The following is a 12245-nucleotide window of genomic DNA, read 5'->3' as shown; positions in this document are numbered from 1 at the left end:
CAGCCGGACGGGGACCGATAGTCTCGAGGCGGTCCGTCGCGACCCGCCGTACGCCCCCACGACAGTCTGGAGCCCACCGTGTCCAACCCCCTCGCCGCAGGATCCCTCACCGGCAAGCGCGCCCTCGTCACCGGCTCGTCCCGGGGCATCGGCGCCGACACGGTCGGCTACCTCGCCGAGGCCGGCGCCCGCGTGGTCGTCAACTACCGCAACAAGGAGAAGCGTGCGCTCCAGCTCGTCGGCAAGATCGAGGCCGCGGGCGGCGAGGCGATCGCCGTCGGCGCCGACCTCACCGACGCCGAGAGCCTGGACGCCATGTTCGCGCAGGTCCGCGACGTGTTCGGCGGCCTCGACGTCCTCGTCATGAACGCCTCCGGCGGAATGGAGACGGGCATGGCCGAGGACTACGCGCTCAAGCTCAACCGCGACGCGCAGGTCGCCCTGCTCACGGCGGCCCTGCCGCTGATGGCGCCCGGCTCGCGCGTCGTGTTCGTCACGAGCCACCAGGCGCACTTCATCCGCACGACCGAGACGATGCCCGAGTACCTGCCCGTCGCTCTCAGCAAGCGCGCGGGGGAGGACGCCCTGCGCGAGATGCTGCCGCAGCTCGAGGCCGCCGGCGTCGAGTTCGTCGTCGTCTCGGGCGACATGATCGAGGGCACGATCACCGCGACGCTGCTCGAGCGCTCGAACCCGGGCGCGATCTCGTCGCGGAAGGAGAGCGCCGGCAAGCTGTACAACGTCGCCGAGTTCGCCGCCGAGGTGGCCTCGGCCGCGGTCGACCCGATCCCCGCCGACCACACGCGCTACGTGGGCGACACGAGCGACTTCGCCCCGCTGGTCTGAGACGGGGCACCTCGTGACCGAGCGCGTCGTCCGACCGACCTCCCGCCTCCTCGTCCTCGACGAGGACGACCGCCTGCTGCTGATGCGGACGAAGGCGCCCGACACGAGCGGGTCCTCCCGGTGGATCACGCCCGGCGGGGGAGTCGACCCGGGTGAGGACCACCCGCAGGCCGCGGTGCGGGAGCTGCTCGAGGAGACCGGCCAGGTCGTCACCGACGTCGGGCCCGTCGTGCGGGTCGACGACTTCGAGGTGCCGTGGGACGACGCGGACCACACGCACGGCCACGCCGAGTTCTTCGTCGTGCGGCTGCCGCACTTCGAGGTCGTCGACTCGGGCTGGACCGACGACGAGCGCGTCGACATCCTCGAGTCTCGCTGGTGGTCGCTCGACGAGCTCGAGTCGACCGCCGAGCCGGTCGAGCCGACCGACCTGACGTCGCTGCTGCGCGACGTGCTCTCACGAGGCTGAGGAGCACCCCTCTCGGCTCTCCCGGTGCGCGCTGATAATGCACATTATGTCAGCTTGCCTGTCCGGACCGCTCCCCGTCCGGCCCGCCGCGACGCCGATCCGTACCCCCTCCTCCCTGCCGCCCGACAGCCTCCCGGTGTTCAGTCGCCCCATGCCCGACGACGAGACCCCCGACGCCGCCCACCTCCGACCCGACGGCGTCGACGACGCGACGATCGCCGCCCTCGGCAAGCTCTCCGAGGCGCTCGAGGTCGTGGAGCACGCCCGAGGCCTGCTCTACGGCTTCCACCGGCTCACCGGCAAGGCCGACCTGGCTCTCGGGGAGGCGGTCGACCTGCTCCGCGAGGCCGGCCACGACGAGCACGCCGACGCCCTCGAGCGCGACCTGGTCGGGCGCAACGTCGTCGAGGGCCGCTGGACGTTCCAGATCGTCGAGGACTACGACGACACGTACTGGTCGGAGTTCCGGCGCAGCGAGAAGACCGTGCGCGACGCCCTCGCGGGCGGCAGACGGCACGTCTTCGAGTCCGAGATGAAGGAGGAGCGGCGCAGCCCCGGTCGGCGACACCACGAGGCGCGCCCCGCCGAGCAGCACGGCTCCCCCGGCGACGACTCCCGCTGACTCCCCCAGGCCTCCTGAGAACCTACCTCCGGTGCGCAGGGCCCGAGCTGGCCACCTGGCAAGATGGCGAGATGACCCCGCCTCCCGTCGACCGTCCCCGCATCGAGGCGGCCGTCACCGAGATCCTCGCGGCCGTCGGCGAGGACGGCACCCGCGAGGGGCTCCTCTCGACGCCCCGACGAGTCGCCGAGGCGTACGCCGAGTTCTTCGCCGGCCTCGAGGTCGACGCCGCCGAGCTCGTCCGCTCGTCGGCCGTCGCCTCCGATCCCGAGAAGCTCGGCGAGCTCGTGGTGGTCCGCGGCATCGCGCTCCGGTCCGTCTGCGAGCACCACCTCCTGCCCTTCGTGGGCCAGGCGCACGTGGCCTACGTGCCGGGCGACCGGATCGTCGGCCTCGGCACCGTGCCCCGCGTCGTCGACGCCCTGGCCTCGCGGCCCCAGCTGCAGGAGCGCCTCGGCGAGGAGATCGCCGACGCCTTCGTCGAGGGCCTCTCCCCCGACGGGGTCCTCGTCGTCCTCGACGCCGTGCACGGCTGCGTGACGACGCGCGGCCCGCGGCAGGTCGGCAGCTCGACGGTCACCGTCGCGAGCCGCGGAGCCCTCGCCGAGCCCGCGGCCCGTGCCGAGGCGATCGCGCTCATCACCGCGGGCGGCGACCGTGCCTGAGACCTCACTCCCGGTCTTCATCGCTCCCCCGCTGCGCCTCCCGGTGCGCACGATCGGACGCCGCACCTTCGACTTCTCCCGACAGGTGGCCGTGATGGCCGTCGTCAACCGCACCCCCGACTCCTTCTTCGACCAGGGCCGCACGTTCGCGCTCGACTCGGCCGTGCAGGCGGCCGTCGACGCGGCCGAGGCGGGGGCCGACTGGGTCGACATCGGGGGCGTCCCCTTCGCGCCGGGCCCCGAGCTGTCGGCTGCCGACGAGCTCGACCGGGTGCTGCCGGTCGTCCAGGCCCTCGCCGCCGTGTCCGACGTCGTCATCTCGGTCGACACGTTCCGGCCGGAGGTCGCCGCCGCGGTGATCGAGGCCGGGGCAGGGGTCGTCAACGACACCACCGGGCTGCACGATCCGCGCCTCGCCGACGTCGTCGCCCACAGCGGTGCGACCCTGGTCGTCACGCACAGCCTCGCCGCCCCGCGGCGACCGCACCCGCGGCCGCACTACGACGACGTCGCCCACGAGGTGGCCGACCTCCTCGCCCGACGCGTCGACGTCGCCCTCGCCCACGGTGTCCGGGAGGACCAGATCATCGTCGACCCCGGCCACGACCTCAACAAGACGACCGTCCACACCCTCGAGCTGACCCGCCGTCTCGGCGAGGTCGCCGGGCTCGGGCACCCCGTGCTCGCGGCGGTCTCGAACAAGGACTTCGTCGGCGAGTCCCTCGATCGAGCCAAGCCCGACCGCCTCGCCGGCTCGCTGGCGGCCGCCGTCGCCAGCGTGTTCCTCGGCGCCCGCATCGTGCGGATGCACGACGCCCGAGCGGCCGTCGACGCCGCCCGCATGGTCGAGGCGATCCTCGGCTGGCGACGACCGGTGCACGCCGTGCACAACGTCTCGTGACCGGCTCGCGGGTCGTCCGCGTGGTCCCCGGCGGCCACGAGGAGGCGCCCCTCACCGACGCGGACCTGCTGGCGACGCTCTCCCCCCGCGACCGCAGCCGCCCGTGCCTCCGCGTCAACTTCGTGACGACCCTCGACGGCGCGTCCACCTCGGACGGCGTCTCGGGCTCGCTGGGCGGGCCGGCCGACGGCCGGGTCTTCGATCTCCTGAGGCGCGTCGCCGACGTGGTCGTGGTCGGCGCCGGAACCGTCCGCGACGAGGGCTACGGCGCGATGCGGCTGAGCGAGGACGCGGCGACCTGGCGCGAGCAGGCCGGCCTGGCTCCGCAGCCCGTCTTCGCCCTCGTCTCGGGATCGCTCCGGCTCGACCCCGAGTCGACCGTCTTCACTGAGGCGCCGGTGCGGCCGCTCGTCCTGACCACCGACCGGGCCGACCCCGGAGCACGTCGGGCGCTCGAGCGAGTCGCGGACGTCGTGGCCTGCGGCGAGGAGCGGGTCGACCCGCACCTCCTGCGCGACGCCCTGGTCGAGCGCGGACTGCCCCAGATGCACTGCGAGGGCGGCCCTCGTCTCTTCGGCGACTTGGTGCGGGCCGATGCCGTCGACGAGCTGTTCCTCACCCTCGCGCCGATGCTCGAGGGCGGCCACGGCCTGCGAGTCAGCCAGGGTGCCGACGGCGACGACTCGAGCCCGCTGCGGCGCATGCGGCTCGCCCACGTGCTCCGGGACGGCGACGAGCTGCTCACCTGGTACGTGCGCGACCGGGCGCAGACCGCCTGACACGAGCAGGGGAACGGCACCGAGATCGGCACCGCTCCCCCTCCCGACGTGCGTCGTGCCTCCTCGCGTCAGCCCTGTGGGGCCTCCACGCCCTCGCCGAACCCGCCCTCGATCAGCTCGACGAGGTCGTCGACCGCCTGCTGCGCGTCCGGCCCGGTGGCCATGAGCGACACGGTCGACCCGATGCCGAGACCCAGGCCCATGATGCGGAGCAGGCTCTTCGCGTCGACGCCGTTGACCGTGACGTCCGCCTGGAACCGGGAGGCGTGGGTCACCAGCTCCGCGGCCGGTCGAGCGTGCAGGCCCGATGCGTTCACGAGCACGGCGGAGCGCTCGACCGCGTCGCCGCCGCGCAGCTCGCGCTCGTCGGCGTGGGGGTCCGCGACGCCCGTCGCGCTGCGGGCCGCCTCCGCGACCTGCGCCAGCGAACCGCCGGTCTCGGCTGCGACGGCCGCGGCCACCGCCCCCTCCACGATCGGCGCGTCCACGATGACGACGCGCTCGCGATCCGCGTCGTCGAGGAAGTCGACGGCCGTCTCCGAGGTGAGCACCGCGGAGCCGAGGTCGCAGAGCACGACGACTCCCCCGCCGCCGTCGGCGGTGCCGAGAGCGGCGGAGACGGCGTCGAAGCTCGTGCCGATGCCGCCCTCGTCGGTGCCGCCCGCGGCCACGAGGGTCGTGGTGGGCGCCATCTGTCGGGCGAGCTCGACCGTGCCCTCGGCGATCTTCGAGCTGTGGGAGACGACGACGACGCCGACGGAGGCCATGGTCACGCCTCCCCGGAGGTCGTCGTCGCGGCGGCCGCGACGTCGTCGGCGGCGTCCGCGGCGGCGGCCAGGATGAGCGCGGACGACTGCGCGCCCGGGTCCCGGTGGCCGACCGCGCGTTCGCCGAGGTAGCTCGCTCGTCCCTTGCGGGCGACGAGCGGCTCGGTCGACTCGGCACCCGCCGCTGCGGCGTCGGCCGCCGCGCGCAGCACGGCGGCGGGCTCGCTGCCCCCGTCGGCGGCCGCCTTGGCCGCGTCCGTCGCGGGGGTCCAGGCATCGACCATGGTCTTGTCGCCGACTTCGGCCTTGCCGCGGAGCACGGCGCCGTCCCGGGCCGCGGCCACGAAGGCCGCGACGCCGGCGGAGTCGATCTCGGTCGCGTCGCCGAGAGCACCTGCGCCCTTGAGGAAGGCGGTGCCGAGCAGGGGCCCGGAGGCGCCTCCCACGGTCGAGATGAGGGTCGTCGCGACCATCTTGAGCAGGGCGCCGGGCGTGGCGTCGTCCGGCTGCGCGGCGAGCTTCGCGCGGACGGCCGAGAAGCCCCGCTCGAGGTTCTCTCCGTGGTCGCCGTCGCCGATCTCGCGGTCGAGCTCGACGAGCTCCGACCGGTTCTCGCTGACGGTGTCGGCCGCGCGCTCGACGAAGCGGCGGGCCCAGGTGGAGTCCAGTGTCATGTCGTCCTTCTCTCGGGTGTCTGGTCTGCTCGGGTGTGCGGTGGCGGCGGGAGGGTCAGCGGCCGCGCCGCAGGGCCGCGGTCTCGACGGGTGCGTCCCACAGCTCGGTCAGCTCGTCGTCCAGCCTGGTCACGGTGATCGACATGCCCTGCATCTCGAGCGACGTGACGTAGTTGCCGACGAGGGTCCGCGTGACCTCCACGCCCTTCTCGGCCAGCACCTCCGCGGCACGCCGGAACGCGACGTACAGCTCGACGAGCGGCGTCCCGCCCATCCCGTTGACGAACAGCAGGACGCGATCGCCGGAGGCGGTGCCCAGATCGTCGAGGACCGCGTCCAGCAGGCGGTCCACGATCCGGTCCACCGGCTCGAGCGGCACGCGCTCGCGACCGGGCTCGCCGTGGATGCCGATGCCGATCTCGACCTCGTCGTCCGCCAGCGTGAAGCTCGGCTCGCCGGCGTGCGGAACGACGCCCGCGGTCAGGGCGACGCCCATCGTCCTGGTCGCGGCGTTCGTCCGCCGGGCCACCTCGGCCACCTGCTCGAGCGAGTCGCCGCGCTCGGCCGCGGCGCCCGCGGTCTTCTCGACCACGACCGTGCCCGCTACGCCGCGTCGACCGGCCGTGTAGAGGGAGTCCTTGACGGCGACGTCGTCGTCGACGAGCACCGACGCCACGGTGATGCCCTCGGCCTCGGCCAGGTCGGCCGCGGTCTCGAAGTTGAGGACGTCGCCCGTGTAGTTCTTGACGATGTAGAGGACGCCTGCTCCTCCGTCGACGGCCTGGGTGGCGGCGACGATCGGGTCGGGCGTGGGCGAGGTGAAGACGGGGCCCGGGACGGCCGCGCTGAGCATGCCGTGGCCGACGAAGCCGGCGTGCAGGGGCTCGTGGCCGCTGCCGCCGCCGCTCACGATCGCCACCTTGCCGGCGACGGGCCCGGAGGCGCGGCGCACGAACGTGGGGTCGTGCGAGACGACCAGCAGGTCGGGGTGCGCGGCGCCGATGCCGGCCACCGCCTCCTCGACGACGTCCTTCGGATCGTTGATGAGCTTCTTCATCGAAGTCCCTCCCTGGAACGGGCGCGGTGCACGGGCGGCACCGTCGCGCCTCGAAGCTACTCCGGGCAGGGCCGGTGCAGACAGGGCGCGCGACGCCTCCCGTGCACATATGTGCATCCGTGGTGATTCGGGTGGCGGACGGGGCCGCACGCGGGTCTATGGTGATGCCACACGCTCACCGCGGAGGTGCACAGTGGCACCCCGCCCGACGACTAAGGAAGGTCGACGTGGACCTGGGAACGATTTTTCTCTCTGAGCTGGTGGGCACCGCCATGCTCCTCACCCTCGGTGGCGGCGTGGTCGCCAACGTGGCCCTCACGAAGTCGAAGGGCTTCAACGGCGGCACCCTGATGGTGAACTTCGGCTGGGGCCTCGCGGTCTTCGCCGGCATCGCCGTCTCGTACAAGTCGGGAGCGCACCTCAACCCCGCGGTCAGCATCGCGCAGCTGATCCTCGGCAACATCGACTTCCCGCAGTTCCTCGTCTACGTCGCGGCGCAGATGGTCGGTGCGATCATCGGTGCCGTCATCGTCTGGCTGGCCTACAAGAACCACTTCGACGAGGAGCCCGACCCGGCCTCCAAGCTCGGCGTCTTCTCGACCGGCCCGGCCATCCGCAACTACGGCTGGAACCTCGTCACCGAGATCATCGGCACCTTCGTGCTCGTTTTCGTCATCATCGCCTTCACCAACGGCAGCGCGGCCCCGGTCGACCTCGGCGGCCTCGGCGGCCTGGCCGTCGGTCTCCTGGTGGTCGGCATCGGCGCCTCCCTCGGCGGCCCGACCGGCTATGCGATCAACCCGGCCCGTGACCTCGGACCGCGCATCGCGCACGCCATCCTGCCCATCAAGGGCAAGGGCTCGAGCGACTGGTCCTACGCCTGGGTGCCCGTGGTGGGCCCCCTGGTGGGCGGCTCGCTCGCGGCGCTGCTGTCGTACCCGCTCCTCCCCCTCATCAACGGCTAGCAGACCGGCCACACCCGTTCCACGACTGCACCGCGGGGACACCCGGGACACGCTCCGGCCTCGGCCGGGGCGTGTCCCCCCTGCCCGGTGCACACCATCAACGACGAAGGAGAACCACCCGTGAGCGACGACTACATCCTGGCGATCGACCAGGGCACCACCAGCACCCGCGCCATCATCTTCGACCACTCCGGCTCGATCGTCTCGACCGGCCAGAAGGAGCACGAGCAGATCTTCCCGCGCGCCGGCTGGGTCGAGCACGACCCTGCCGAGATCTGGGAGAACACCCGCGAGGTCATCGGCCAGGCCCTCTCGCGCGCCGACATCACGCGCCACAACATCAAGGCCGTCGGCATCACCAACCAGCGCGAGACCGCCGTCGTCTGGGACAAGACCACCGGCAAGGCCGTCTACAACGCCATCGTCTGGCAGGACACCCGCACCCAGTCGATCGTCGACCGCCTCGCGGCCGACGGCGGCGTCGAGCGCTTCAAGCCCGTCGTGGGCCTGCCGCTCGCCACCTACTTCTCGGGCACGAAGGTCGTCTGGATCCTCGAGAACGTCGAGGGCGCCCGCGAGAAGGCCGAGGCCGGCGATCTGCTCTTCGGCACGACCGACACCTGGGTCCTCTGGAACCTCACCGGCGGCACCGACGGCGGCGTGCACGTCACCGACGTCACCAACGCCTCGCGCACCCTCTTCATGGACCTCGAGACGCTCGAGTGGCGCGACGACATCCTCGAGGCCTTCGACGTGCCCCGCTCGATGCTCCCCGAGATCAAGAGCTCGTCCGAGGTCTACGGCACGGTCGAGGCCTCCAGCCTCCTCCGCGAGGTCCCGATCGCCGGCATCCTGGGCGACCAGCAGGCCGCGACATTCGGCCAGGCCGCGTTCGACCAGGGCGAGTCGAAGAACACCTACGGCACCGGCAACTTCCTGATCTTCAACACGGGCGAGGAGATCGTCCACTCGAAGAACGGCCTCCTCACGACGCTGGGCTACAAGCTCGGCGACGCGGCGCCGCACTACGCGCTCGAGGGCTCGATCGCCGTCACGGGCTCGCTGATCCAGTGGCTGCGCGACAACCTCGGCATCATCGGCTCCGCGCCCGAGGTCGAGGAGCTCGCCAAGAGCGTCGAGGACAACGGCGGGGTCTACTTCGTGCCCGCGTTCTCCGGCCTGTTCGCGCCCTACTGGCGCTCCGACGCCCGAGGCGCCCTGGTCGGCCTCACGCGCTACGTCAACAAGGGACACATCGCCCGTGCCGCCCTCGAGGCGACGGCCTTCCAGACGCGCGAGGTGCTCGACGCGGTCAACGCCGACTCCGGCGTCGACCTGACCGAGCTCAAGGTCGACGGCGGCATGACCGGCAACGACGCGCTGATGCAGTTCCAGGCCGACATCCTGAACGTGCCCGTGGTGCGTCCGGTCGTCGCCGAGACCACCGCGCTGGGCGCCGCCTACGCGGCAGGCCTCGCGGTCGGCTTCTGGGAGACGCTCGACGACCTGCGCTCGAACTGGCAGGAGGACAAGCGCTGGACGCCGAACATCGAGGCCGACGAGCGCGACCGCACCCTCCGCCTCTGGAAGAAGGCCGTCACGAAGACCTTCGACTGGGTCGACGAGGACGTCAACTGACGCCAGCCTCATCTGAGGTGACACGCTGACGCCGACCTCCCTGAGGTGACAGCACGAGGGCCCGTTCCGTCAGGAACGGGCCCTCCGTCGTGTGCGGGAGGACCGCCTCCTCGTCTCGGCCCGGGCGGGACGCAGGAGGCGGTCGGCACGACTCAGCGCCGCGTGGCGGCCACCCAGTCGGCCAGCTTGCGCGAGGCGGCGCCCGAGTCGATCGCCTCGGCGGCGACCAGCAGCTGCTCGCGGAACCGGGCGAGGATCGGCCGGTCGCGCTGGCTCGGGTCCTGGGCGAGGCGGTACGAGACGAGCCCAGCCGCGGCGTTGAGCAGGACGATGTCGCGGACGGGTCCGGTCTCGCCGTCGAGGACACGACGGGCCACCCCGGCGTTGTGCTCGGCGTCGCCGCCCACCAGGTCGGCGATGGCCGCGCGCGGGATGCCCAGCTCGAGGGGGTCGAGGTCGTGCTCGGTCACCGAGCCGGCCGACACCTCCCAGATGTGGCTGTGGCCCGTGGTCGTCAGCTCGTCGAGGCCGTCGTCGCCGCGGAACACCAGGGCTGTCGCGCCTCGGGTCTGGAAGACGCCGACGATGAGGGCGACCTTCTCGGGCGACGCGACGCCGACCGCGCTGGCCTCGGGACGCGCCGGGTTGACGAGCGGGCCGAGGAAGTTGAAGACCGTGGGCACGCCGATCTCGCGCCGGACGGCGGCGGCGTGGCCGAACCCGGGGTGGAACGCCGCCGCGAAGGCGAAGGTGAGCCCTACCTCGCCGAGCACCTCGGCCACGCGGTCGGCACCGAGCCCCAGGTCGATGCCGAGGGCCGCCAACACGTCCGAGGACCCGGACGACGAGCTGGCGGCGCGGTTGCCGTGCTTGATGACGGGCACGCCGGTCGACGCGACGACGACGGACGCCATCGTCGACACGTTGACCGTGCCGAACCGGTCGCCTCCCGTGCCCACGATGTCGACGGCCATGGAGTCGACGGGCAGCGGGACCGCGTGGGCGAGCACGGCGTCGCGGAAGCCGACGATCTCGTCGACGGTCTCGCCCTTGGCACGCAGAGCCACGAGGAACGCGCCGAGCTGGGCCGGGGTCGCCTCCCCCACCATGACGCGCTCCATCGCCCAGGTCGCCTCGCTGATCGAGAGGTCGTGCCCGGAGAGCAGCTGGTCGATGAGGAAGGGCCAGGTCAGGTCGTGGATCATGCCGCCAAGGCTATCGGCGCAAAGGGTGGCCCATCACATAGCTCGTCGTCAACGCAAAATCCACCACCCGGGGTTTCCTGCGCAAACCCTGGGCCGGTTACCAGGCATAATGGTCCTCGTGACAAGTACCTCTCTCTCGAGACCTTCTGCAGGACCGGTCGTGAACCGGCCGAGCACGGTTGCCGTGGGCACCATCGTGTGGCTCGGCAGCGAGGTCATGTTCTTCGCCGGCCTCTTCGCGATCTACTTCACGCTGCGCAGCACCTCCCCGGGGCTGTGGGCTGCCGAGACCGCCAAGCTCGACGTGCCGTTCGCCCTGACGAACACGATCATGCTCGTGCTCTCGTCGGTCACCTGCCAGTTCGGCGTCTTCGCCGCCGAGCGCATGCAGGCACGACGCACCGGCAAGCTGTTCCAGGTCGGCTCGTGGGGCATGGTCGAGTGGTTCTTCCTCACCTACTCCATGGGCGCCGCGTTCATCTGCCTCCAGGTCTTCGAGTACGCGCACCTCATCTCCGAGCACGTCACGCTCAGCTCGAGCGCCTACGGCTCGGCCTTCTACATGACGACCGGCTTCCACGGGGCCCACGTCATCGGCGGGCTCATCGCGTTCCTGCTGACGATCGGCCGCGCCTTCGCCGTCAAGAACTTCGGTCACAAGGAGGCGACGACCGCCATCGTCGTCTCGTACTACTGGCACTTCGTCGACGTGGTGTGGATCGGCCTCTTCATGGTCGTCTACGTCCTCAAATAGGCATTGGATCCCTCGCACAGCATGTTCCTCAAAAGCTCAGCAGCCACGTCCTCTCCCGAGGGCCGCACGCCCAAGCGCCGCCCGGCCAAGACCGGTCGCCGCAGCCCCCTGGCCACGGCCTCGCTCCTCCTGGTCGGCCTGCTGACCACCGGCGGTGCCTACGCCCTCTTCTCGTCCACGGCCACCGCCGACGAGAGCACCACCTCCGCCGCCTCGCAGCAGAGCATCGACGAGGGCCAGAAGCTCTTCGCCTCCAACTGCGCCACCTGCCACGGCCTCGCCGCCGACGGCACGGGCGAGGGCCCCAGCCTCATCGGCGTCGGCGCTGCCTCGGTCGACTTCCAGGTAGGCACCGGCCGCATGCCCATGGCGGCCAACGGCCCCCAGGCAGAAGAGAAGCCCACGCAGTTCACCGACGACCAGGTCTACGACCTCGCCGCCTACGTCGCGTCGCTGGCCCCCGGGCCCGCGATCCCCGACGAGGAGTACCTGCAGGCCGACGGCGACACCACCAACGGCGCCGAGCTGTTCCGCATCAACTGCGCCATGTGCCACAACGTCGCCGGTGCAGGAGGCGCCCTCACCGAGGGCAAGTACGCCCCCGCACTCGACGGCGTCAGCGGCGCGCACATCTACGAGGCCATGCTCACCGGCCCGCAGAACATGCCCGTCTTCAACGACCTCAACCTGTCCCCGCAGGACAAAGCCGACGTCATCACCTACCTCAAGTACCTGGAGAACAACCCGTCGCCCGGCGGGTTCGAGCTCGGGAGCCTCGGCCCCGTCGCCGAGGGCCTCTTCATCTGGATCTTCGGCCTCGGCGCGATCGTCGCCGTGACCATCTGGCTCACCGCCCGGTCCAACTGACCCGCGACTCTCCCGCACTCCACGAAAGGCAAGAAA

Annotated in this window: 14 protein-coding genes; 10 read left to right on the top strand and 4 right to left on the bottom strand. The window is 71.8% G+C overall.

Going from position 1 to position 12245, the window contains the following annotated elements:
• Positions 1-78 precede the first annotated feature (78 nt).
• From EDF20_RS01075 to EDF20_RS01050, 6 genes are all read left to right on the top strand, one after another.
• Positions 79-846: an SDR family oxidoreductase gene (locus EDF20_RS01075; RefSeq protein ID WP_133737456.1), complete on the top strand. Its 768-nt coding sequence runs from the start codon at positions 79-81 to the stop codon at positions 844-846.
• A 13-nt stretch (positions 847-859) separates the two neighbouring features.
• On the top strand, positions 860-1315 hold the full coding sequence (locus tag EDF20_RS01070) for an NUDIX domain-containing protein (RefSeq protein WP_243833326.1): 456 nt from the start codon (positions 860-862) through the stop codon (positions 1313-1315).
• Positions 1316-1466: 151 nt separating this feature from the next.
• On the top strand, positions 1467-1937 hold the full coding sequence (locus tag EDF20_RS01065; protein ID WP_123545621.1) for a hypothetical protein: 471 nt from the start codon (positions 1467-1469) through the stop codon (positions 1935-1937).
• Positions 1938-2008: 71 nt separating this feature from the next.
• Complete coding sequence (gene folE, locus EDF20_RS01060; RefSeq protein WP_133737455.1) at positions 2009-2602, top strand: GTP cyclohydrolase I FolE; 594 nt, start codon at positions 2009-2011, stop codon at positions 2600-2602.
• Positions 2595-3503: a dihydropteroate synthase gene (gene folP, locus EDF20_RS01055; protein ID WP_233568927.1), complete on the top strand. Its 909-nt coding sequence runs from the start codon at positions 2595-2597 to the stop codon at positions 3501-3503. Before folE ends, folP begins: the two co-directional genes overlap by 8 nt.
• The gene (locus EDF20_RS01050; protein ID WP_243833325.1) at positions 3500-4282 is read left to right on the top strand and encodes a pyrimidine reductase family protein; all 783 of its coding nucleotides are present in this window, start codon (positions 3500-3502) and stop codon (positions 4280-4282) included. Before folP ends, EDF20_RS01050 begins: the two co-directional genes overlap by 4 nt.
• A gap of 68 nt (positions 4283-4350) precedes the next feature.
• Here the strand turns inward: EDF20_RS01050 and dhaM are convergent, their stop codons facing one another.
• From dhaM to dhaK, 3 genes are read right to left on the bottom strand one after another with little or no spacing between them, the layout of a single operon-like run.
• Positions 4351-5049, bottom strand: a complete 699-nt coding sequence (dhaM, locus tag EDF20_RS01045; protein ID WP_133737454.1) for a dihydroxyacetone kinase phosphoryl donor subunit DhaM — start codon at positions 5047-5049, stop codon at positions 4351-4353.
• Between the two features lie 2 nt (positions 5050-5051).
• Positions 5052-5723: a dihydroxyacetone kinase subunit DhaL gene (dhaL, locus tag EDF20_RS01040; RefSeq protein WP_133737453.1), complete on the bottom strand. Its 672-nt coding sequence runs from the start codon at positions 5721-5723 to the stop codon at positions 5052-5054.
• A 55-nt stretch (positions 5724-5778) separates the two neighbouring features.
• Positions 5779-6780: a dihydroxyacetone kinase subunit DhaK gene (dhaK, locus tag EDF20_RS01035; RefSeq protein ID WP_133737452.1), complete on the bottom strand. Its 1002-nt coding sequence runs from the start codon at positions 6778-6780 to the stop codon at positions 5779-5781.
• Positions 6781-7007: 227 nt separating this feature from the next.
• On the opposite strand from dhaK, the gene EDF20_RS01030 reads away from it, so the two are divergent.
• Both EDF20_RS01030 and glpK read left to right on the top strand, forming a co-directional pair.
• A complete protein-coding gene (locus EDF20_RS01030; RefSeq protein ID WP_255416166.1) occupies positions 7008-7745 on the top strand; it encodes an MIP/aquaporin family protein in 738 nt (245 codons plus the stop codon).
• 120 nt (positions 7746-7865) lie between these two features.
• Positions 7866-9383, top strand: coding sequence for a glycerol kinase GlpK (gene glpK / locus EDF20_RS01025; protein WP_123545611.1), 1518 nt, complete (start codon positions 7866-7868; stop codon positions 9381-9383).
• 152 nt (positions 9384-9535) lie between these two features.
• Here glpK and trpD read toward each other — a convergent pair whose 3' ends face one another.
• Positions 9536-10588 (bottom strand): anthranilate phosphoribosyltransferase, encoded by a 1053-nt coding sequence (trpD, locus tag EDF20_RS01020; RefSeq protein ID WP_133737451.1) that lies wholly within the window; start codon positions 10586-10588, stop codon positions 9536-9538.
• A 109-nt stretch (positions 10589-10697) separates the two neighbouring features.
• Here trpD and EDF20_RS01015 point away from each other — a divergent pair, with 109 nt between their 5' ends.
• On the top strand, positions 10698-11342 hold the full coding sequence (locus EDF20_RS01015; RefSeq protein WP_123545607.1) for a heme-copper oxidase subunit III: 645 nt from the start codon (positions 10698-10700) through the stop codon (positions 11340-11342).
• Between the two features lie 21 nt (positions 11343-11363).
• On the top strand, positions 11364-12209 hold the full coding sequence (locus EDF20_RS01010) for a c-type cytochrome (protein WP_133737450.1): 846 nt from the start codon (positions 11364-11366) through the stop codon (positions 12207-12209).
• The last annotated feature ends 36 nt before the right edge of the window (positions 12210-12245 follow it).

It is taken from the genome of Frigoribacterium sp. PhB116, from assembly GCF_004364285.1.
In the GTDB taxonomy this organism is placed as follows: Bacteria; Actinomycetota; Actinomycetes; order Actinomycetales; family Microbacteriaceae; genus Frigoribacterium.
The sequence above is the reverse complement of the archived record's forward strand: the minus strand, read 5'-3'. Positions and strand labels throughout refer to the sequence as shown.